The following is a 20766-nucleotide window of genomic DNA, read 5'->3' on the forward strand; positions in this document are numbered from 1 at the left end:
CTGTCCTGCCTGCTCAAAGCTTTCTTCTGGCTTCCAGTTTTCCGGCCCGCACGGCAATCATCTGGGCCGCGATGCTGATGGCGATCTCCTCCGGTGTCTCGCCGCCAATGTCAAGGCCGATGGGCGTGACCGCACGTTCAAGCGCTTCTTTGGTATGTCCGCGTTCCATGAGTAGCCTGTCGATCGTCTGTGTTTTGTGACGGCTGCCGATGACCCCGATGTAGCGCGCCGGCGTTGCAAGGACCTGGTCCTCGACGTCCAGATCATTGCTGTGGCCGCGGGTCATGATGCAGACATAGTCTTCCGGGCCGATGGTGACTGATTGGCCGATATCCTTCAAATCGCAGAGTCTGACATCATAAGCGCCCGGAAAAAGGGCGGGATCGGTGAACTCCTCACGATCATCGAGGACAACGACCGCAAAGTGCACCTTGGACAGAACAGGCGCCAGGGCCTGGCCGACGTGACCGCCTCCGAAAATGTAGACGACACCGGGCACCACCAGTTCTTCGACGTAAAACCGGTGACCGCAAAGCTCAAAGGTTCGCCCCCGCTGGCAGAGCAGATGGGGTTCGGCCAGTAAAGCCCTGGTACAGGCGTCCTCTTCGGGAAAACCCGTAAACTGACAACCCTTCATGGAAAAGTCGGGGTCAGCCGGATTGGCGCCCTCCGGCGCTGTGAAAAGGGCCAGCCCCAACGGGCCCTTTTCGCTGATATCGGTCAGCAGCCAACTTGGCTGGCGCCTTTTGATGGCTTGACGGGCGGCCTTTACGATGCGCAGAAGCTCCTGATCGCTGCCCTTAAGGAAGAGATAGTGGACGGTCGCATTGCCGCCGCAGATCATGCCAATGTCCTCAATCTGATTCTTGGTCAAAAAGAAGTGATGGATATCGGAACGCCGGTCACGGATGGCTTCCTGTGCAATGGACAGGGAGTGAAGTTCAACAGCGCCGCCGCCCACAGTGCCCGCAAGGCGGCCTGTCGGGCCCACAAGCATGCGGGCGCCCTCCCCGCGCGGGGTTGCTCCCGAGCTTGCCGTTACGGTCGCAAGCACCGTATCCTGTTTATCCTCCAAGGCTGATTCAAGTGCTTTGAGTACGGAGTCCATAACCATTTCCACGCTTTCTTATCCATTCGCCACCCGGCTGGTTAATCTTCTGTGGAAATATTATAGCCGATTTACATTCAAATACAAGTCGCCCTCATCGAGGAACTGAACCCTCCTTATGGAGCATGGCAGCACCGATGATGCCTGCATCGTTGCCCAGCCGGCTGATCAATACGGGGGGCAGCGAAAGGATAAAATCGTCCGGTTTTTCGGGCTCAAGGAGATTGCGAAGCGGCTCCAGAAGCAAATCCCCCGCACGGCTGATGCCGCCGCCCAGGAGGATGATGTGGGGACGGTAGAGTACCGTCAGCGTCCGTATGCCCGCAGCCAGGTAGGCAGCATAACGGTTCAGAACCCGCAAAGCGGCAGGGTCGCCCGTCCGGACAATATCGAAAAATATTTTCACGTTCTCCGAGGGCCTGTCCTGCCGAATCAGCCGGCGCAAAGGTGTCTCACCCGCTTCGAGCAGACTTTCCTGGAGAAGGCGATTCAGACCCCGGATTGAAATGAACATCTCGAGGCATCCTCTTCTGCCGCAAGTGCACAAGGGCCCGTTCTCCGCCATAATCGCAGAATGTCCGGGCTCGATCCCCAAGCCGGTCGCGCCACGGAATATCTTGCCCTTATAAACAAAGCCTCCCCCCAGCCCCGTGCCCAGCGTAAGAAGCAGGGCACTTTCAAAGGAACTCGCCTCGCCGGCCAAATACTCTCCCCACGCGGCGCAGTCCCCGTCGTTGCCTGTTTTGATCACGGTTTGGGGAAAGTGCTGCTTAAGGAGGGAAATGAAGTCGATGTGATCCAGGTACAAATTGGGGGCTTCAATCATCAAACCCGTTTCCCCGTCAACAAGACCGGGCAGGCCAAGTCCGATGGCGCTGAGATCGGACAGCTTGAGCTTCCTGCGGGCGAGAAGATTGTCAATGCAAAGGGCCATGCTTTCCGCCAGGGATTCAGCAGGCCTTGGCACTTTCGTCTTGACAGTCTCACGATCGGCTATCCTGTGACTGTCGTCAACCAGACCGACCGCTATGTTGGTTCCGCCCAAGTCAATGCCAATAGACCAACTCATGAAAAACTACCTCCCGGCTGACCGGTCATTCATTCGATAGTATACTTGAAGCGACGGCTCGATTACGAGAGGAGGTCACTATGGACAGATACGAAACTGAATCCTGTCATCATATTACACTTGACGGCCCCTTGCCGCCCGATCCTGTTTTTGAAGCGGGCATTCGCCGCGCTCCCCGCCGCGAGGCCAGGCTTTCGGAGAAAGAGCGCGCGATTGCTCTGAAAAACGCTTTGCGCTATATCCCCGTGCAACACCACGAAATCATGGCTTCCGAATTCTTGAGGGAACTCGACCGGCACGGGAAGATCTATGGCTACCGCTACCGGCCGCAGGGGAGGCTGTTTGGCAAACCGATCGACCAGTACAAGGGAAATTGCATCGAAGGCAAGGCCTTCCAGGTCATGATCGACAACAACCTGGATTTTGAGGTGGCCCTTTATCCCTACGAGCTGATCACTTACGGAGAAACGGGCGCAGTCTGTCAAAACTGGATGCAGTACCGGCTGATCAAGCAATACCTGGAAATTCTGACCGATGAACAGACCCTGGTCCTCTTCTCAGGGCACCCCGTCGGCCTCTTCCACAGCCCGCGTTCGGCACCCCGGGTCATCCTGACCAATGGCCTCATGATCGGCCAGTACGACAACCTGGAGGACTACAACCGGGCCTCTTCCATGGGGGTATCAAGCTATGGCCAGATGACTGCCGGCGGCTGGATGTACATCGGACCGCAGGGCATCGTACATGGCACCTACAACACCCTGCTCAATGCCGGCAGGCAGGAGCTGGGCATCCCCAATGAGGGAAACCTGGCCGGCCGTCTTTTCGTCAGTTCCGGCCTGGGCGGCATGTCGGGCGCACAGGGCAAGGCCTGCAAGATCGCCGGGGGCGTCGCCATCATCGCCGAAGTTGATCCTTCGCGCATCAAGACCCGGCATGAACAGGGCTGGGTTGATGTCATTGCCGATTCCTGTGAAAAGGCCTTTTCAACCGCGGCCGAAGCCATGGCGGAAAAGGAAGCGCTGGCCATCGCCTATCACGGCAACATCGTTGACCTTCTCGAGTTCGCGATCGACCGGATGATCCCCATCGAGCTCTTGTCGGATCAGACCTCCTGTCATGAACCCTATACGGGAGGCTACTGCCCGCAGGGTCTGACCTACGACGAGCGGACCGCCATGCTGGCGGAGGATCCGGACCGTTTCAGGGAATACGTAAACCGGTCGCTGGCTGCCCATTACCGGGCTATCAAAACCCTGACTGAAAGAGGAACCTATTTCTTTGATTACGGCAACTCCTTCATGAAGGCAGTCTTCGACTCCGGCGTCCGCGAGATCTCCAAAAACGGTGAAAATGACCGTGATGGCTTCATCTGGCCTTCCTACGTGGAGGATATTATGGGCCCTCTGCTCTTTGATTATGGCTATGGCCCCTTCCGATGGGTGTGTCTTTCAGGCAAAGATGAAGATCTTCGTTTGACGGATCAGGCTGCCATGTCCTGCATCGATCCCGAAAGGCGCTATCAGGACCGCGATAACTACAACTGGATCCGGGACGCGGAAAAGAACAAGCTGGTGGTCGGCACCAAAGCCAGGATTTTGTACAGTGATGCCCTGGGACGGATGGAAATCGCCCTCAAGATGAATGAACTTGTGAGGCAGGGGAAAATCGGCCCAGTCATGATCGGCCGCGATCACCACGACACGGGCGGCACGGATTCGCCCTTCCGGGAGACCTCCAACATATATGACGGCAGTAATGTGACCGCCGATATGGCAACTTCGGTCTTCGCAGGCAACGCAGCGCGCGGCATGAGCCTTTGTGCCCTCCATAACGGAGGAGGGACCGGGATTGGCAAGGCCATCAACGGCGGTTTCGGCTGCGTCCTGGACGGATCCGAACGCATCGACCAGGTGCTTCGCAATGCCGTGCTCTGGGATGTCATGGCCGGCGTTGCCCGGCGCGCCTGGGCGCGAAGCCGGAATGCCATTGAAACTGCAGAAGAATACAACCGGATCATGAAAGGCAAAGATTACCTGACCCTGCCCTACCTGGCAGATGACCAGCTGATCCAAAAAACACTCAGGGAAGGATAAGGGTATGACTGAAGGCAGAAAAATCCTTGAATGTGTCCCCAATTTCAGTGAGGGAAGAAATGAAGAATCAATCGAGCGGATTGTCGCCCCCCTCAAGGCCCGGCCGGGTGTCCGGCTGGTCAACTATGAAGGAGATCGCGATTACAACCGGCTGGTGGTAACCGTTCTGGGTGACCCGCAAGCTGTAAAGGAAGCCATACTGGATGCGGTCGGAATTGCCACCGAATTGATTGACCTTAACCATCACCAGGGTGAACACCTCCGGATGGGCGCGACCGATGTAGTCCCGCTGATCCCCATCCGCAATATGACCGTCGGGGAAACAGTGGAACTGTCCAGGGAATTGGGCCGCGCCATCAATGAACGCTACGGAATCCCCGTTTTTCTCTATGAAGATTCAGCCTCTTCGCCCGACAGGGTCAACCTGGCCAATATCCGGCGGGGCCAATTTGAGGGTATGGCCGAAAAACTGTTGCTCCCTGAATGGGAGCCCGACTTCGGTCAACGGAAAATTCATCCAACGGCCGGGGTAACAGCTGTCGGGGCACGCTTCCCGCTCATCGCCTATAACATTGACCTGGGAACGGACAAGCTTGAAATTGCCAACCGGATCGCCCGCGCCATCCGCCAGTCTGGCGGCGGCTTTCAATTCATCAAGGCGGGCGGAGTCGAACTCAAGGAAAAGGGAATCGTTCAAGTCACCATGAATATCACCGACTACCGCAAAAATCCCATCTACCGCGTCTTTGAGACCGTCCGCATGGAAGCGGCCCGCTACGGTGTTCCCGTCATCGGAAGCGAGATCATCGGCCTGGCCCCCCTGGACGCCTTGACGGGCTCACTGGAGCATTATCTGGGCCTCCATGGCTTCGACGACACCAAGATCATCGAGCACTGGCTGATGGACGATTAGGGGGAAGAAAATTCGTGGACTTTTCTGAAATTCTGGACCGCAGGCATACAGGCTCCATGAAATGGGACAATAACCCTGGCCCGCTGGACCCTGAAAAATCCCTGATCCCCCTGTCGGTGGCCGACATGGAATTTCGCAGCCCCCGGCCCATCAGGAATCGCCTGAAAGAGCTTGCTGAAACAGGTATATGGGGCTACACGGGCCCCCGGCCCGACTATTTTGAGGCCTTGGACCGCTGGTACCGGATCCGCCATGATTTCCCCCTTGACCCCGCTTGGGTAGTGCCAACGGTCGGGGTCGTCCAGGCCGTCTATGCCGCTGTCAGAGCTTTTTCCAAAGCCGGTGACAAGGTCCTGATCCAGACCCCTGTCTACCACCCCTTTTACCGGGCCATTGAGATGAACGGCCGCCGCCTCCTGACCTCCCCCCTCCTGATCCGGAAAGGCCGTTACGAGATTGACTTGGACGACCTGGAAACCAAGATGAAAGAGGCCTCCCTCTTCATCCTATGCTCTCCCCACAATCCGGTGGGCCGGGTTTGGAATCGGGCAGAGCTGGATGATATGGCCCGCCTTGCAGCACGCCATCGTGTCTTTGTCATCTCAGATGAGATCCACTGTGATTTTACTTTCGGAACCAAGCATACCGTCTTCAGCCAAGTGGCCCGATCCCATAACTGCCGCCATCTCCTGGCTTTCTCCGCCTCCAAGACTTTCTCCCTTGCTGGCCTTGGCCTGGCCAGCATCATCCTGGAAGATGAGGACGACCGGGATCTTTACGAGTGCCGGGTCCGGACAGACGGAATCAATTCCCACTCCTCTTTCGGCTACGCCGCTGCTGAGGCCGCCTATACCCTCTGCGATGACTGGTATTTTGCCATGCTGGACTATGTCTACGGCAACTACCAGCTCCTCAAGGATTTCACGGTCAAAAAGATGCCCAAGGTTCATCTTTTCGATCTGGAGGGAACCTACCTGGCCTGGCTGGATTTCCGGCCGGTCTGCCCTGACCACGAAAAACTGGAGGCGGCTTTGGTCGGGGCCGGTCTCTACTTCAACCAGGGTTCCATGTTCGGTCAGGATGGCCGGGCTTTTGAACGGATCAACCTGGCCTGTCCCCGCAAGATCCTTCTGGCCGCCCTGGAACGCCTGGAGAGAGTCTATGACCGCCTGGTGGCAGAACTTTAGCCGGGCTCAGAAAAGAATTTCAAGGAGACTGACATGGCCTATTTCATGATGGAACACGCCGCCGAACTGGCAACTCCCTGCGGGACAAAAGCCAGGGAAGGATCTGAAATGAAAGACCTTTTGCTCATCCCGGACGGGGCGGTCATTTGGCGGGACGACATCATCGTATTTGTCGGAACCACCCATGAGGCTCACGATTGGATCGAGCGAAAGCTTCAGTCAGGGAATCAACTTGATCGCCTGGACGCTTCAGGACGAACGGTCATTCCCGGCTTTGTTGACCCCCACACCCATTTCGTCTTCGGGGGCTACCGGGACCAGGAATTCAACAGGCGGCTTCAGGGTGCTTCCTACATGGAAATCATGGAGGCCGGCGGCGGCATTGCGTCGACCAACAAGGCGACAAAAGAAGCTTCCGAAGATCAGCTTTATCAATCAGGCTGGCAGCGGCTTGACCGGATGCTGGAACTCGGCATTACAACGGTCGAAGGGAAAACAGGGTATGGGGAAGACACGGAAACCGAGGACAAGATGCTCCGTGTCTTGGAAAGGCTGGACCGCGATCACCCGGTCGATATTGTCAAAACCTACATGGGAGCGCACGCCCTGCCGCGCCGTTTTAAGGGGAATACAGCCGCTTACATTGATTACCTGATTGAGGAAGGACTCCCCATGGCCCGTGGCCGGGCAGACTTCTGTGACGTCTTCACGGAAAAAGGAGTCTTCGAGCTGGAAGACTCTGAACGCCTCCTGGAAGCTGCCAGGGCCATGGGTTTCAAACTGAAAATGCATGCGGACGAAATCGTCCACCTGGGCGGGGCCGGCCTGGCAGCAAAACTGGGGGCAACCAGCGCCGACCATCTGCTCAAGGCCTCCGACCGGGATTTGCTTGCCATGCGAGATGCCGGCGTGATCGCCACCCTGCTGCCCCTGACAGCCTTCAGTCTCAAGGAATCCTATGCCAGAGGCCGTTTCATGATCGACCAGGGGCTGGCGGTCGCCCTGGGCACCGACCTTAACCCAGGCAGCTGTTATTCGCAGTCCATTCCGCTTATGATCGCCCTGGCGGCCATCTATATGGACTTCACCGTGGAGGAAGCTTTGACGGCGGTCACCCTCAATGCCGCTGCTTCCATCGGCTTGGCAGAAAGCCGGGGGTCGCTGGAGGAGGGCAAGCAAGCAGACATCCTGATTCTGGACTGCCCCAACCACGGGCACCTGTCTTATCACTTCGCCATGAATCTGGTCGAAATTGTCGTCAAGGACGGCAGGCTGGTCAGACCCAAATAAACGGGCCGCAAAACAGTCTATTCCCTGTTTATTTGTATGTGGCGCCGGATGGCCTCGACCGCGACCCGGATGCCCCGCATGGTATCGTGGCTTTCGGTGTCATCCATCCCCAGGGCACGCCTCTCCTGATTCCAGATGGTATTGAGGATGCAGGCCGCTTTTGCCCCCAGTGACTGGCAGACAATGTAGAGGGCTGCGCTTTCCATCTCGGAGGCCAGAGTGCCGCCCTTCAGCCAGGCCTGCCATTTGTTTTCCAGTTCATAGCTGACGGGCATACGCTCCGGTGAATGTTGGCCGTAAAAGGAATCCTTGCATTGGACCACACCGGTATGGTAGCGATAGCCTCCTGCTTTGGCGGCATCCGCCAGACAGCCGGTCAGTTCGAAATCGGCGACAGCGGGAAATTCAATGGGCAGGTATTCACGCGAGGTGCCTTCCATCCGGATGGCACCCGTAGCAATGACCAGGTCTCCGCCCATGACCTCCAGGCTCATGCCGCCGCAGGTTCCCACCCGGACAAAATAGCGGACGCCGGTCATGTAGAGTTCTTCAACACCGATGGCTGTGGAAGGCCCCCCCATGCCGGTTGACATGACCAGGACAGGCTCATCTTCAAGGCTTCCAAGCCAGCTGGTGTATTCGCGGTTGATACCCAGAAAGCGCGGTTGATCCAGAAGGCCGGCGATCTTTTCGACACGGCCTGGATCGCCGGGCAGGATAGCGTATTGGGCGCCATGGGAATCGTCAAGCTGAATGTGATAAAGTTTTTCCATTGTTTTCCTCCCGACAGGCTATTCTATGAATAACTTTTACCAGCGTAGGCGAGGGCAATGGCGGCAGCGACCCGGGCATTGTCCAGCACCAGCGCGATGTTGGCCTTCAGGCTGTCACCGCCGGTCCGCTCCACGACACGGGCCAGCAGGAAGGGTGTCACCTCTTTGCCTGTGATGCCGGCCGCCTCAGCCTCGGCCAGGGCCGTTTCGATCGCTTCATTGATAACCATGCTGTCCATGGCCGCTTTTTCGGGAATGGGGTTGGCCACGACCATGCCGCCGGGGAAACCAAGTGCCCGCTGGGCGCGGAAGGCCTCCGCGACCGCGCCGGGATTGTCAGCCCGGATGGCCAGGGGGAAGCCGCTTTCCCGTGTATAGAAAGCCGGCATCTCGTCTGTGCCGTAGCCGATGACAGGCACACCCCCCGTTTCAAGATATTCCAGGGTCCGGCCAATATCCAGAATGGACTTGGCCCCTGAACAGACTACGGCAAGGGGTGTTTTCTGAAGTTCGACCAGGTCTGCGGAGATGTCCAGGGTGTCCTGCCCGCCCCGGTGAACACCGCCGATGCCGCCCGTGGCGAAAAAGTGGATGCCTGCCAAATGGGCTGCAATCATGGTGCCGGCTACCGTTGTCGCGCCCGTAACCCGCGATGCCAGAACAAAAGGCAAGTCCCTGCGGGATGTCTTGGTAACCGTAAGTCCTTCCTTGCCCAGCCGTTCAATCTCTTCCGGCGCCAGACCGATCTTCAGCCTGCCGTCAAGGACCGCAATGGTCGCGGGCAGGACTCCGCAGTCCCTGATTATCTTTTCCACCTCAAGTGCCGTTTTGACATTGTCCGGGTAAGGCATACCATGGGAAATAATGGTGGACTCCAGGGCAACGACCGGCATGCCCTCACTCACAGCCCTTTGGACCTGATCGGAGAGATTAAGATAGTCGTCTAATTCTTTCACTTGATTACCTCAATGATCACTTCTTCCGCCCTCTCGGACAGAAGCTCGGATGAAAGCGACGGGTTGACCGCCTCATCCGACTCGACCGACAGGGTAGCTGCCGCAACACTGTAACGGGCTACCTCCTGGAGACTTCCGGTCCGATTGGCCGACCAGGCAAAGATGGCAGCCATGGCATCTCCCGCACCCGTCGCGTTTCCATCATGGAGGATCCTGCCGGGACGTGCAAGGACCAGGTCGGGGCCATGGGAAAAAAGAGCGCCGTCAATCCCAAGTGAAAGGCAGACACGGCTGATACCCATCCCCGCTATCCGTCTGACGGCCCGGACAGCGTCGGCGATTGACGCGACCCTGACTCCCGTCAGATGCCCCGCTTCCAGCCGGTTGACCTTGAGACCATGGAGGCGGGGAAGAATACCGGTCAGCCTGTCCATCTTGGCGGTTGAGACGGCGTCGGCGAAGAGAGGAACCGTAAAGGAAGAGGCCAGCGATGCCAGTATGGGAGCAGGCAGATTGGGGTCAAGGATGGCGCCGCAGCATTGCTCCGGGCTGCCAAGCCTGGTCCAGGATGTGACGTCATCGGCTGTCAGGGAGTCAAAGAGGGCCATGTCATTGACAGCGACGGCCATGTCACCCTCATCATCATGAACGGCCAGGTAACGGGAACTTCTCTCCCCTTCTTTGATGATGGCCGCGGAGAGATCTACACCGGCCTCCGCCGCCCGGCCGGCCAGGACAGTTCCAGCCCTGTCATCACCCAGGACGGTAAGAAAGAGCACACGGCTGCCGATGCCGGTCAGATTGCGGGCCATGTTGAAACCAACACCGCCAGGCCGCTCAGTGATGATGCCGGGGTTGGAGTCACGAAAGCGGAAAGCAGCCGATGGCCTGGCCAGGATATCCAGATTGATGCCGCCGGCGATAAGCCAGGGAAGGGCTTCTCCCTGATACCTCTCCATATCCTGCCTCTATGCTTGTCCCTTGAAATAGGGTTGACCCAGGGCCCTGGGCGGTGTCGAGCGCTCAACAAAAATGACCAGGATCAAAAGCGTCAGCGCATAGGGCAGCATGGCCAGGATTTGGGTCGGCAGCCAGGGGATCCCCGCCATAACAACTGTGAGCGCCTGGGCAAAGCCGAAGAGCAAGCAGGCCAGCGTTGCACCGATGGGTTTCCAGTTGCCGAAAATGACGGCTGCCAGCGCAATGAAGCCCTGGCCTGAGATAACCGTTGGTGTAAAGCGATAGCTGATGGTCAGGGATGTCACGGCCCCGCCCAGACCCGCCATGACACCGGAAAGGATGGTCGCCACATAGCGGATCCGGGTCACATTGACCCCCAAAGTGTCCGCCGCGCCGGGATGCTCACCGCAGGCCCGGACACGGAGGCCGACCCTGGTTTTGTAGAGTACGAACCAGATCAGTACCGCAAAGGCAAAGGCAAAAATCACGGTCAGATCAATTTCCGCGGACTCCAGAAGCCTGGATTTCGACTTGTCAATCCCCAGAAGCCCGAATACCTTGGGCAAGGGCGTGCTGATGGTCGAGTTTGACTGGGCTGCGCCATTAAAGAGGAATCGCGTCAGGAAGACGCCAATCCCCAGCCCGATGAAGTTGATGGCAATGCCTGAAATAAGCTGATTTCCCTTGGCTGTCACGGCAACGAAGGCGTGAAGAACCGCCAATGTGGCACCGAAAGCGGCACCGACCAAAAGTCCGAACCAGGGGCTGCCCGTGAAATGGCAGAGAATGGAAGCGCCGCAGGCACCGAAAGCCATCATTCCCTCAAGGCCGATATTGTCCACTCCGGCACGCTGGGTAATAACCCCTCCGAGTGCTGTGAAAATGAGCGGAGCCGAATACATCAGGCTGATGGAAACCGTCAGAAGAACCGTATTCAAAAGGCTCATGGCTTACTCCTTTCTTTCCAGGCGTTCCGCCAGCCTGGGCAGGGCCGGGGCAAAAGCAATACTGAGCACCAGGGCGCCGATCATGATGTTGATGATTTCTGTCGGTGCGCCCAGCCGGGATTGGATTTCGGTCCCGCCCAGCTTCAGCGCCGAATAGAGAAGGGCGGCGAAGATACAGCCGATCGGGTGATTGCCCGCGATCAGGGCAACCGAAATCCCATCCCAGCCGTAGCCTTCCGTCGCTCCCAGCATGGTGATGAAATAGGAAGTTGACATGACCAGCATGGCACCGCCCAAAGCAGCCGTGCCGCCCGAGATAAACATGGAAAGAAGCGCATTCCGTTTGACGGGCATGGCTGCAAATTCGGCAGCATAGTAGTTGTAGCCCACGGCACGTAATTCAAAACCAAGGCGGGTGTATTTCAAAATAATCCATAAAAGAAGGGTGACGGCAATCATGACCAGAATGGCGTAGCCCGCGTCCGTTCGCACCAGGCTTTCCATCCAGGGGTGTTTGGCGATGAGAGCCTCGCCTTCAGCCGTTGTCCGGAACTCCCGGCTGAAAAAAGTAATTTTCGCTGTATCAAAAATTTCGGGGGAGTGCTGTGTTCCGGGAACTTTGACACTTTTCATGTTGACGATGAAATTCATGAAATAGTAGGCAATCCAGTTCAGCATGATCGATGAAATGACTTCATGAATACCGAAGCGGTTTTTAAGATAAGCCGCAAAACCGGCGTAGAGCCCGCCGATCACAAAAGCGCAGAGCATGATGAAGATCGGATGGATGATGGCCGGCATGGGGACGTAATAGCCAAGAATAGCGCCGGTGATCTGCCCCATGATAAATTGGCCGTCTGCTCCGATATTGAACATGCCCGTTCGGACTGCAAAAGAAACGGCAAGGCCCGTCATGACGATGGGGACGGCATTGACGAGGACCTGTGCCATGCGGCGGGTGCTCGAGGTAATCCCCGTAATCAGGAGGCTGTATCCCCGCCCCGGGTCGAAGCCGCCGAGCAAAAGGGTAACCGCTCCGACCAGAAGGCCGACAAGAATGGCGCAGAAGACGGCTGTGAAAGGCCTTTTCAGAGCCTGGATGACAAACTTTCTCATTGACTGCCTCCCGCCATCAAGAGACCGACGGCCTGTTCATCAGTTTTTTCAGGATCCAGGTCAGCCACAATCTGACCGTTGTAAATCACGTTAATGCGATCAGCGATATCGAACACCTCATCGAGTTCATAGGAAATAAGCAGAACTGCCCGCCCCTGATCCCGCTGTTCGACCAGGGCATTGCGGACGTACTCGATGGCACCGACGTCAAGGCCGCGTGTCGGCTGGCAGGCCAGGAGCAGATCAGGTTCCTGCTCAACGGTACGCGCCACGATGACCTTCTGCTGATTGCCGCCGGACAATTCCTTGGCCCGCTGAAGCGCGCAACCCGCCGGCCGAATGTCAAACTTATCAATTTGCCGATTGGCATAATCGTTTATTTTTTTCCATGAAAGCAAACAGTTCCTGCCCTGGAAACGTTTCTGCTTATAAGATTCGAGGATCAGATTTTCTCCAACCTGAAAATCCAGTACAAGCCCGCGCTTGTGGCGGTCTTCATGAATGGTCCGGATCCCGGACCGGTGCGTATCGACAGGCAGGCCGTTTTCGATATGCTGCCCATTGACAATGATTTCACCTTTTTCAGACTTCCTCAGACCGGTGATGGCCTCGATCAGTTCTGTTTGGCCATTGCCGTCCACACCCGCGATGGCCAGGATTTCGCCCCTTCGGACATAAAGTGACAGATCTTTCACTTTTTCGATCCCGCGATTGTCTTTAACGGTCAGGTCATTGATCTCCATGATGACCTCACCGGGTGCCGCGGGATCTTTCTCAGTGGTCAGCATGACCTCCCGGCCCACCATCATGGAAGCCAGATCCTTTTCAGTCACGTCCTCGACCCGCACGGTATCGACCACCTTGCCCCGGCGGATAATGGTGCAGTATTCCGAAGATGCGATGATTTCTTTCAACTTATGCGTGATGATGATGACGGTTTTGCCAACCTCGACCAGCCGGTGCATGGTCACAATCAAATTGTCGATCTCCTGGGGGGTAAGCACTGCCGTGGGCTCGTCAAGAATCAGAATATCGGCTCCCCGGTAGAGAGCCTTCAGGATTTCAACCCGCTGCTGCGTGGCAACTGAAACGTCCATAATCACTGCCCGGGGATCGACTTCCAAACCGTACTTTTCACCGAATTCACGTATGGTCCGGTTCATTTTTTCGCGATCCAGGCGCCCGAAGGATCGGATCGGCTCACTGCCCAGGACAATGTTTTCAGCGATGGTCATGTTCTCGACCAGCATGAAGTGCTGGTGAACCATGCCGATTCCGTGGGCGATCGCCTGTTTTGGATTTTTGATCTCACATGGCTCACCCATGATCCGGATTTCTCCCGCGTCTTTGGTGTAAAGTCCGTAGAGAATCTTCATGAGTGTCGATTTACCTGCGCCGTTTTCCCCAAGCAGGGCGTGAATGGTTCCTTTGCGTACGGTCAAGTCGACGTGATCGAGCGCCCTGAGTGTTCCAAATGACTTGGAAATGCCATACATCTCTACAGCATAATCGGCGGCCTCCCCCTGGTTCCCACCCGGGGCATGGAACGCTTCATTCATATTCCCGACCGGGCTTTCGTCGGGAAGGGTCCGGGTGTCCTGCTCCATACTTCAGTCTCCATAATAGTCGCCCGGCCACCCTGTAAAGAGTGTCCGGGCGTTCATGCCGTCCTTAAGCCGGAAGGCATTTATCTGCTATCCGAGCTTGCTCTTGAAGGTTTCAAATTCCGCGGCGGTGATGGGCACGGCAATATCACCGTCGATGATCTTCTTTTCAACTTCAGCTGTCTTGTCAAGAATATCCTTGGGAACATGCTTGTCGGAACTGGGCGCAATGCCAACCCCGCCTTCCTTAAGGCCGAAGAAGAAAGTTTTGCCGCCGACATCCTCACCCTCGAGGAAGCGTTTCGACAGCAGGTAAACGGCCTGATCAACATTCTTCAAGGCTGAGGTCAGGACATTGTCGGGTGCCAGTTCATTCTGGTCCAGGTCAACGCCGATGGCCCATTTGCCCATTTCCTTGGCTGCCGTAATACAGCCGGAACCGGCCTGGCCTGCCGCGTGATAAACAATGTCCGCACCGTCGCTGAACATCTTGGTCGCGGTCGCCTTGCCCTTGGCGGTATCGCCAAAGGTGTCAATGGTCACGTAGTCGACCCGGATATCCTTGCCCAGCTCATGGGCGGCATAGGCGACACCTGCCAGGTAGCCGTACTGGAAGCGGAACATGACATCACCTTCCATGCCCAGCACAAAGCCGACATGGTCGGTCTCGGTCACATGACCGGCAATGTAACCGACCAGGAAAGATGACTCTTCGGAGTTGAACATGGCACCGACCAGGTTGGGATATTCCCCATCCGGAAGGCCGACATCGACGATGCCAAACATCTGATCCTTATGTTCTTTCGAGGCCTCCTTGACTGATTCCTCCATGAGGAAGCCGATGCCCCAGATCATGTCATTGCCTTCCTCGGTTTTGTTGGTAAAGTTGACAGCGTAATCTGCTTCCTTCTCCGACTCCACGTAGGAGATTTCGTAGCCGTCCGCCTTCAGCTTCTCCATGCCGTTCCAGGCTGATTGGTTAAAGGACTCGTCATTGATCCCGCCAAGGTCGGTAATCAGGGCAACGCGCTTGGCCTTCCCCCCACCGTCCGGCTCTTTCGGCGCACATCCGACGCCCAGCGCCAGGATCAAAACCAGAACCAAAGCCAGGCTAAAGATTCTTTTTTTCATATTTTCCTCCTGTTTGATGGTGACTCGCATGAGTCAATTCTTCTATTTCCAAACGGCCCGGGGCCGTTGGTTCCTTACCCATGCAGGTAATCAAGATCCGATGGCCCGAAAGAATGGGGCAAAAGGGCGTTCAGGGATGTTTCCAGGTATTGGTCCGGCGCCTTGGCTACCAGGACGGTCATATCACCCGACGGCGGCAAAAATTCACGCAAAAACTGGCGGCATATGCCGCAGGGGTACGCATAAGCCATGTCCCCGCTGTCCGACCCCTCCTCAGATCCCACAACCGCGATCGCGACAAACTCCCTTGAACCTGCAAAAGCAGCCTTGACGGCTGCAGTTCTTTCCGCACATATGGTGGCACCATAGGAAGCGTTCTCTATATTGGCACCCGTAAACATTCGGCCATCCGATGTCAGCAGGGCAGCGCCCACCTGGAATCTGGAGTAGGGGGAATAACTCCCCTTGCGGGCTTCGAAAGCAGCCCCTACCAGCTTACGCTTCATGCTCTCATCGATCATTCCCGGATCGTTCTCCCCTTAATCGCTAATCCATACAGATGAAAGGCAGTATTTTTATCTATTTTAGCATAAAAGGAGTGGAGCAGATTCCCCCATGAACGAAGGCCTTCGCCCTCATCATCTCCGAGCCATTGATTGACATCATCACGCATATTTCATATAGTTGCGTCAGTCAGATCACTTCTTTGGGCGGATTCTGTCATGAAAAGAATTTTAATTTCGCTGTTTCTTCTTTTCCTTTCGCTGACCTTGCTGGCCGCCTGTCAGAATGCCTCACCCTTCATGGAGAAGACCGCGGATCCCCGGGAAACGTACACGGAAACGACCGCCGCTTCCGAGCATCTATCGCCGGCCACGTCTCTGGCTGAGGAAACAAAGTGCGCGCAAACCGTCCCGGCGACCGCTTCTGACATGACAGCCGACGCGGCAACAACGGAAGAAACAAGAATCCCGCAAACCACGCACAAAGAGAGCGGCAGCCGGACAACAAGGGTGACGACCGCGGGATGTGCGGTACCCGAGACTCCCCGCCCTTCCAGCCAGCGGGAGTCGCTTCCGGACCACGAACCGGAGCAACCCGGATGGGAATTCAAGTGAGGGCAGGGCTGGGTGGCCGTTGGCCCCCCTCCGGCGACAGATCCCCACTACGAAGATGACTTTGAAAAGAAAATCCTGGAGCTGGTCAACAAGGAGCGCAAAACCGCAGGCCTGAATCCGGTCAAGTCAAGCCAGGGGTTGAACGATGCGGCACAAGTCCGGGCCAGGGAACTCACAGAAAGCTTCAGCCACACACGGCCTAACGGCAGCGCTTATGACACAGCCATCAAAATCCCTTACATGGTTTCAGGTGAAAATATTGCTATAGGGCAGAAGACGCCCCAACAAGTAATGGAAGCCTGGATGAATTCACCCGGCCACCGGGACAATATCCTGAATCCGTACTGGACACATTTGGGTGCCGGCTGCTGGCACGATTCGAGCCGTTCCTCAGTGTGCCATTGGGCCCAAATTTTTGGCCTTATCCCATCATCAGAGAAATTCCACAATGAGGCCTACGACCAGGAACTGTTCCGTTTGATCAACGGGGAAAGAACAACAAAAGGGTTGGAACTTTTAGTCATGACAGACGCGACGCACGATCTGGCCCAAAGGCTGGCCGCGTATTACAGCCAACATAAGGCCTATCCGGCCTGGCCCGATCTGGGCATATTCAGCCAGGTCGTGTTCCAGGGTTCCTGGGGGCCATACGCCCTCGATACACCCCAAATGTTATTCTCCCGTCTGAGGGACACTTGCGGAAACATCATCGACGGCGGTCACACCCACCTCGGTATTGGCTACTATCACAACTGGGAGGGAAACTCTATACATTGGTGGGCCATTATCTGGGGTCCGCCCGGCTACTGAAACCCCTAAGGGCCCCAAGTTCCGCTCCCGTCAGCTGTCCCCCTGAGTTCTCCCAGGGAGCCTTCCGCTCATCCGGGTCAGCTCCCGCATCCGGGTGGCCAGCTCCAGGGTCAGGGCATCAGGCAGCATCCGCCACCGCCAGTTGCCTTCTGCCTTGCCCGGCCGGTTCATCCGGCTCTCGTCACCGAGCCCCAGCAGATCCTGCATCTGGAAAATCACCGTGTTGCAGACACTGGTCGCCGCGCCACGCATCATGCCGAAAATGAGCCCCTCCTCCTCACTCAGGCCCAGATAGCGCTTGGCAAAGGCAGTCTCTTCGGGGTCGGCTGCCTCAAACCAACCGGCGATGGTGTCGTTGTCGTGAGTTCCCGTGTAAAGGATGGCATTCTCTGTCAGGTTATGGGGGAGGTAATCACTCGTCACCTCGGGATTGAAAGCAAATTGAAGCACTTTCATGCCGGGAAAACCGGTGCGTTCCCTGAAAGCGTAAACTTCTTCTGTCATGTAACCCAGATCTTCCGCAATAATAGGAAGAGGTCCCAGTTCTTTTTCCATGGCCTCGAAAAGGGCATCGGCCGGTCCGGGCACCCAGTATCCGCGCCGGGCGGTTTTATCTCCATAGGGAACAGCCCAATAGGACTCGAGTCCGCGAAAGTGATCAATCCGGATCATGTCGTAGAGTCGGAGTTGAAAGCGCATCCGCTCCGTCCACCAGTGATAGCCCTCCGCCGCATGAGCTTTCCATTCATAAAGCGGATTGCCCCACAACTGGCCGTCATCAGAGAAATAATCGGGCGGGCAGCCCGCCACAAAGGTCGGCGTAAAGTTTTCGTCAAGCTGAAAAAGCCCGGGCTCCAGCCAGACTTCAACCGAATCTTCCGCAGCGTAGATGGGCAGGTCACCGATGATGCAGATACCGGCGTTGGCAGCATAGATCCTCACCTGCTGCCACTGGCGGAAAAAAAGGAACTGCAGGAATTTTTCAAACTGCAAGTCATCCTGCCTGCCCTGCTCAAACTCGAGCAGGGCAACCGGGTCGCGTCCTCTGTAGGGTTTGGGCCAGGTCCGCCAGGACGCCCCGCCATGGGCCGCCTTCAGCGTCATAAAAAGAGCAAAGTCATGGAGCCAGGAGACGTCTTCCTTGACGCAAAAGACCTTGAATTCATGCTCCAGTGTCTCATGGCCTCCCTGCTTGAACTCTTCCCATGCGAGCCGGAGCAGTTTTCTTCTGTTTTTCCATAGCAAGCCGAAGTCAACCGAAGCGGGATCTGCCCCGAACTTGAATTTTCGGGGGGCTTCCGGCGACAGGAGGTTTTCACGGATCAGCAGGCCGGGATCGATCAGATAGGGATTCCCCGCCCTGTCGGATACGCATTGATAGGGCGAGTCACCGTAACCTGTCACCCCCAACGGCAGGATCTGCCAGCATGACTGACCCGACAATGCCAGAAAATCAATGAAATCAAGCGCCGTATCACCAAGCGTTCCGACCCCGAAAGGTGACGCAAGGCTCGTGACATGACACAGGATCCCGCTTTTCCGCCCCTGGCGCACAACCTTGAAGTTATACCGCTGATCCAGGCCGGTTCCCGCAATTGAATCCATCATCAGCCTCTTTCAGGAATGGAATTGACCTGATTTTAGCACAAGACAAGGGCAGCCCCGGCTTGGCACCTTTCAGGTAAAATAGGAATCGGATGATGGCGGGAGTGTGAGCTTGAATGGTCGAGCATCTTGATATTGACAAACAAACCGGGATACGACAGCAATGGGAGGCCCTTCTTTCCTCAGCCGGACTGCAGGCCGATCCTCCCTATTCTTCAGTCCATGGGATTTTCGAGAATGGCAGGCTGGTCGCAACAGGGGCCAGGGATGGGAACAGGCTGAAATGCATCGCCATCGACCCCGGCCACCGGGGAGGATCTCTCTTCAGCCAGCTTATGACGGGCATCATTGCCCACGCCTTTGATCTTGGTATCGGCAAACTCTACCTTTACGCAAAACCGGAAGCCGTGGCTGCCTTTGCCAGCGCAGGTTTTCTCTCCCTGGCTGTGGCCCCCGGGGGCGTCACCTTCATGGAGCGGGGCAGGCCTTCTTTTGCAGACTACCTGGCCCGGCTTGAGGAAACAAGAGACCGGTATGACGGAGAGCACGGCAGGGCCGGCGGGCCTGTGGAATCAATCGTGATCGAGGGGGATGTCCTCACATCCGCCGAACGTGCCCTGATCGAAAAAGCTGCAGGTCATGCAAAACGGGTGCATCTCTTCATCATGGGTGACGAAAAAGCCCTGGAACGCATTCGCCGTGAAACAGATGATCTGACCGGACTGATACACCATCCGGCAGAAGGGTATTTCATTCCGCCGGCTCTTTTTCCTGCCTATTTTCTGCCGGACCGGAGCGACCGGATCCGGACCCAGGCTTCACTTGATGCCCTCCTCTTTCGGAACCGGATCGCACCCAAACTGGAGATTACTGACCGGACTGTCCTGGACGACCCGACAGATCCCCTCAAGTCGCTTTACAATGAAACGCTCAGGGCTTTTTTCCTGGGGGAGCCCCGATTAAACCGGGTGCTTCCCGGCCAGCGCTAGTTAGTTAATCCTCCCGCTTGTCTCCTCGTCGAAGAAATGGAGACCCTGCGTATCCAAGTGAAAATTGTGCTCCTCGTCAATTGCGTACTTGAAGTGGCCCGGCTCTGATATGACACACTCTTTCCCGTTGGGGAATTTACAGTAGAGCAGCTGCTCCTTGCCCAGCATTTCAATAACATCCACCTCGACCGTGATTCCATTCTTCTCCGCCTTACCCGCCAAAAAGCGCTCGGACCGGATCCCCATGACTACGCGCTTTCCTTCGTGACCGGAAAGCTTCTTCTTGTCCTCCTGGCCGGGTTCAACCGTGAAGAGATCCCCGTCGGCTTTGAAAAGACCTTTCTCAATAACGCCAGGGAAGGTGTTCATCGTTGGAGAACCGATGAAACCGGCGACAAACAGGTTGGCCGGTTTCTCATAAAACTCGGACGGACGGCCTGCCTGCTGCACCTTGCCGTCGTCCAGGAGAACGATCTTGGTTGCCATGGTCATGGCTTCTGTCTGGTCGTGTGTAACATAAATCGATGTCGTATCCAGGGATTTATGGAGCCTCACCAATTCAACGCGCATATGCTCGCGCAGTTTGGCATCCAGATTCGAAAGCGGTTCATCCAGCAGGAAAACACCGGCCTTTCTCACCATGGCCCGGCCGAGGGCGACGCGCTGACGCTGGCCGCCGGAAATCTCCGACGGTTTGGAATAGAGATATTCCGTGATCTGCAGAAGCTCGGCCGCTTCGATGACACGGTCATGGATCACTGTCTTTTTTTCCCGCCGCATTTTCAGGGAGAAGGCCATGTTATCGTAAACCGTCATGTGAGGGTAAAGCGCGTAAGACTGGAAGACCATGGCAATATCCCTGTCCTTGGGTTCGACCTTGTTCATGCGTTTCCCGTCAAAAAGCAAGTCGCCTTCCGTGATGGAATTGAGCCCAGCGATCATGCGGAGGAGAGTGCTTTTTCCGCATCCCGAGGGTCCCAGAATGACACAGAATTCCTTGTCTTCGATCTCCAGGTCGATGTGCCGGATGGTAAAGTTTTCCCGTCCCTCATATTTTTTGCCGATATTAACCAGGTCGACTTTCATGTTTGCCT

Annotated in this window: 19 protein-coding genes; 7 read left to right on the forward strand and 12 right to left on the reverse strand. The window is 56.4% G+C overall.

Annotated features, from left to right (window positions below):
* Window positions 1-13 precede the first annotated feature (13 nt).
* Both GX839_06220 and GX839_06225 read right to left on the reverse strand, forming a co-directional pair.
* The gene (locus tag GX839_06220) at window positions 14-997 is read right to left on the reverse strand and encodes an XdhC/CoxI family protein (protein ID NLB05052.1); all 984 of its coding nucleotides are present in this window, start codon (window positions 995-997) and stop codon (window positions 14-16) included.
* 205 nt (window positions 998-1202) lie between these two features.
* On the reverse strand, window positions 1203-2177 hold the full coding sequence (locus GX839_06225; protein ID NLB05053.1) for an ROK family protein: 975 nt from the start codon (window positions 2175-2177) through the stop codon (window positions 1203-1205).
* 80 nt (window positions 2178-2257) lie between these two features.
* Between GX839_06225 and GX839_06230 the strand changes: the two genes are divergently transcribed.
* The 4 genes from GX839_06230 to GX839_06245 are packed head-to-tail and all read left to right on the forward strand — an operon-like array spanning window position 2258 to window position 7663.
* Window positions 2258-4273: a urocanate hydratase gene (locus GX839_06230; protein NLB05054.1), complete on the forward strand. Its 2016-nt coding sequence runs from the start codon at window positions 2258-2260 to the stop codon at window positions 4271-4273.
* 4 nt (window positions 4274-4277) lie between these two features.
* Entirely contained in the window at window positions 4278-5186 is a 909-nt protein-coding gene (gene ftcD, locus GX839_06235; protein ID NLB05055.1) for a glutamate formimidoyltransferase, read from the forward strand.
* A 14-nt stretch (window positions 5187-5200) separates the two neighbouring features.
* Window positions 5201-6373 carry a pyridoxal phosphate-dependent aminotransferase gene (locus tag GX839_06240; GenBank protein ID NLB05056.1) on the forward strand — a complete coding sequence of 391 codons (1173 nt, stop codon included), beginning with the start codon at window positions 5201-5203 and terminating at the stop codon, window positions 6371-6373.
* Window positions 6374-6406: 33 nt separating this feature from the next.
* Window positions 6407-7663 carry an imidazolonepropionase gene (locus GX839_06245; protein NLB05057.1) on the forward strand — a complete coding sequence of 419 codons (1257 nt, stop codon included), beginning with the start codon at window positions 6407-6409 and terminating at the stop codon, window positions 7661-7663.
* A 17-nt stretch (window positions 7664-7680) separates the two neighbouring features.
* Here the strand turns inward: GX839_06245 and udp are convergent, their stop codons facing one another.
* The 8 genes from udp to cdd all read right to left on the reverse strand — a co-directional run bounded on the left by udp (window position 7681) and on the right by cdd (window position 15656).
* Window positions 7681-8436, reverse strand: a complete 756-nt coding sequence (udp, locus tag GX839_06250; protein ID NLB05058.1) for a uridine phosphorylase — start codon at window positions 8434-8436, stop codon at window positions 7681-7683.
* 23 nt (window positions 8437-8459) lie between these two features.
* A complete protein-coding gene (locus tag GX839_06255) occupies window positions 8460-9392 on the reverse strand; it encodes a pseudouridine-5'-phosphate glycosidase (protein NLB05059.1) in 933 nt (310 codons plus the stop codon).
* Window positions 9389-10351: a MarR family transcriptional regulator gene (locus GX839_06260; GenBank protein ID NLB05060.1), complete on the reverse strand. Its 963-nt coding sequence runs from the start codon at window positions 10349-10351 to the stop codon at window positions 9389-9391. The genes GX839_06255 and GX839_06260 overlap by 4 nt, the downstream gene beginning before the upstream one ends.
* A 9-nt stretch (window positions 10352-10360) precedes the next feature.
* Window positions 10361-11299, reverse strand: coding sequence for an ABC transporter permease (locus tag GX839_06265; GenBank protein NLB05061.1), 939 nt, complete (start codon window positions 11297-11299; stop codon window positions 10361-10363).
* A 3-nt stretch (window positions 11300-11302) separates the two neighbouring features.
* Window positions 11303-12415, reverse strand: a complete 1113-nt coding sequence (locus tag GX839_06270; GenBank protein NLB05062.1) for an ABC transporter permease — start codon at window positions 12413-12415, stop codon at window positions 11303-11305.
* The gene (locus GX839_06275) at window positions 12412-13974 is read right to left on the reverse strand and encodes an ABC transporter ATP-binding protein (protein NLB05063.1); all 1563 of its coding nucleotides are present in this window, start codon (window positions 13972-13974) and stop codon (window positions 12412-12414) included. Before GX839_06275 ends, GX839_06270 begins: the two co-directional genes overlap by 4 nt.
* A 135-nt stretch (window positions 13975-14109) precedes the next feature.
* Window positions 14110-15150: a BMP family ABC transporter substrate-binding protein gene (locus GX839_06280; protein ID NLB05064.1), complete on the reverse strand. Its 1041-nt coding sequence runs from the start codon at window positions 15148-15150 to the stop codon at window positions 14110-14112.
* Window positions 15151-15224: 74 nt separating this feature from the next.
* Window positions 15225-15656: a cytidine deaminase gene (gene cdd, locus GX839_06285; protein NLB05065.1), complete on the reverse strand. Its 432-nt coding sequence runs from the start codon at window positions 15654-15656 to the stop codon at window positions 15225-15227.
* A 216-nt stretch (window positions 15657-15872) separates the two neighbouring features.
* On the opposite strand from cdd, the gene GX839_06290 reads away from it, so the two are divergent.
* Both GX839_06290 and GX839_06295 read left to right on the forward strand, forming a co-directional pair.
* The gene (locus tag GX839_06290; GenBank protein ID NLB05066.1) at window positions 15873-16268 is read left to right on the forward strand and encodes a hypothetical protein; all 396 of its coding nucleotides are present in this window, start codon (window positions 15873-15875) and stop codon (window positions 16266-16268) included.
* 12 nt (window positions 16269-16280) lie between these two features.
* Window positions 16281-17078, forward strand: a complete 798-nt coding sequence (locus GX839_06295) for a hypothetical protein (protein NLB05067.1) — start codon at window positions 16281-16283, stop codon at window positions 17076-17078.
* Window positions 17079-17108: 30 nt separating this feature from the next.
* Here GX839_06295 and malQ read toward each other — a convergent pair whose 3' ends face one another.
* Window positions 17109-18683, reverse strand: coding sequence for a 4-alpha-glucanotransferase (gene malQ / locus GX839_06300; protein NLB05068.1), 1575 nt, complete (start codon window positions 18681-18683; stop codon window positions 17109-17111).
* A gap of 116 nt (window positions 18684-18799) precedes the next feature.
* Between malQ and GX839_06305 the strand changes: the two genes are divergently transcribed.
* The gene (locus tag GX839_06305) at window positions 18800-19672 is read left to right on the forward strand and encodes a hypothetical protein (protein NLB05069.1); all 873 of its coding nucleotides are present in this window, start codon (window positions 18800-18802) and stop codon (window positions 19670-19672) included.
* Here the strand turns inward: GX839_06305 and ugpC are convergent, their stop codons facing one another.
* A complete protein-coding gene (gene ugpC / locus GX839_06310) occupies window positions 19673-20758 on the reverse strand; it encodes a sn-glycerol-3-phosphate ABC transporter ATP-binding protein UgpC (protein ID NLB05070.1) in 1086 nt (361 codons plus the stop codon).
* Window positions 20759-20766 lie beyond the last annotated feature (8 nt).

Source organism: Fastidiosipila sp. (assembly GCA_012511175.1).
Classification (GTDB): domain Bacteria; phylum Bacillota; class Clostridia; order Saccharofermentanales; family DTU023; genus UBA4923.

What these genes read in the sequence shown, in the direction of transcription:
- GX839_06220 (NLB05052.1), bottom strand. Translation starts at nt 997, where the DNA reads ATGCTTGTGGGCCCGACAGGCCGCCTTGCGGGCACTGTGGGCGGCGGC.
- ftcD (NLB05055.1), top strand. Translation starts at nt 4,278, where the DNA reads ATGACTGAAGGCAGAAAAATCCTTGAATGTGTCCCCAATTTCAGTGAG.
- GX839_06275 (NLB05063.1), bottom strand. Translation starts at nt 13,974, where the DNA reads ATGAATGAAGCGTTCCATGCCCCGGGTGGGAACCAGGGGGAGGCCGCC.
- cdd (NLB05065.1), bottom strand. Translation starts at nt 15,656, where the DNA reads ATGAAGCGTAAGCTGGTAGGGGCTGCTTTCGAAGCCCGCAAGGGGAGT.
- GX839_06245 (NLB05057.1), top strand. Translation starts at nt 6,407, where the DNA reads ATGGCCTATTTCATGATGGAACACGCCGCCGAACTGGCAACTCCCTGC.
- GX839_06260 (NLB05060.1), bottom strand. Translation starts at nt 10,351, where the DNA reads ATGGAGAGGTATCAGGGAGAAGCCCTTCCCTGGCTTATCGCCGGCGGC.
- ugpC (NLB05070.1), bottom strand. Translation starts at nt 20,758, where the DNA reads ATGAAAGTCGACCTGGTTAATATCGGCAAAAAATATGAGGGACGGGAA.
- GX839_06280 (NLB05064.1), bottom strand. Translation starts at nt 15,150, where the DNA reads ATGAAAAAAAGAATCTTTAGCCTGGCTTTGGTTCTGGTTTTGATCCTG.
- GX839_06270 (NLB05062.1), bottom strand. Translation starts at nt 12,415, where the DNA reads ATGAGAAAGTTTGTCATCCAGGCTCTGAAAAGGCCTTTCACAGCCGTC.
- GX839_06230 (NLB05054.1), top strand. Translation starts at nt 2,258, where the DNA reads ATGGACAGATACGAAACTGAATCCTGTCATCATATTACACTTGACGGC.
- GX839_06290 (NLB05066.1), top strand. Translation starts at nt 15,873, where the DNA reads ATGAAAAGAATTTTAATTTCGCTGTTTCTTCTTTTCCTTTCGCTGACC.
- GX839_06265 (NLB05061.1), bottom strand. Translation starts at nt 11,299, where the DNA reads ATGAGCCTTTTGAATACGGTTCTTCTGACGGTTTCCATCAGCCTGATG.
- udp (NLB05058.1), bottom strand. Translation starts at nt 8,436, where the DNA reads ATGGAAAAACTTTATCACATTCAGCTTGACGATTCCCATGGCGCCCAA.
- GX839_06225 (NLB05053.1), bottom strand. Translation starts at nt 2,177, where the DNA reads ATGAGTTGGTCTATTGGCATTGACTTGGGCGGAACCAACATAGCGGTC.
- GX839_06305 (NLB05069.1), top strand. Translation starts at nt 18,800, where the DNA reads ATGGTCGAGCATCTTGATATTGACAAACAAACCGGGATACGACAGCAA.
- malQ (NLB05068.1), bottom strand. Translation starts at nt 18,683, where the DNA reads ATGGATTCAATTGCGGGAACCGGCCTGGATCAGCGGTATAACTTCAAG.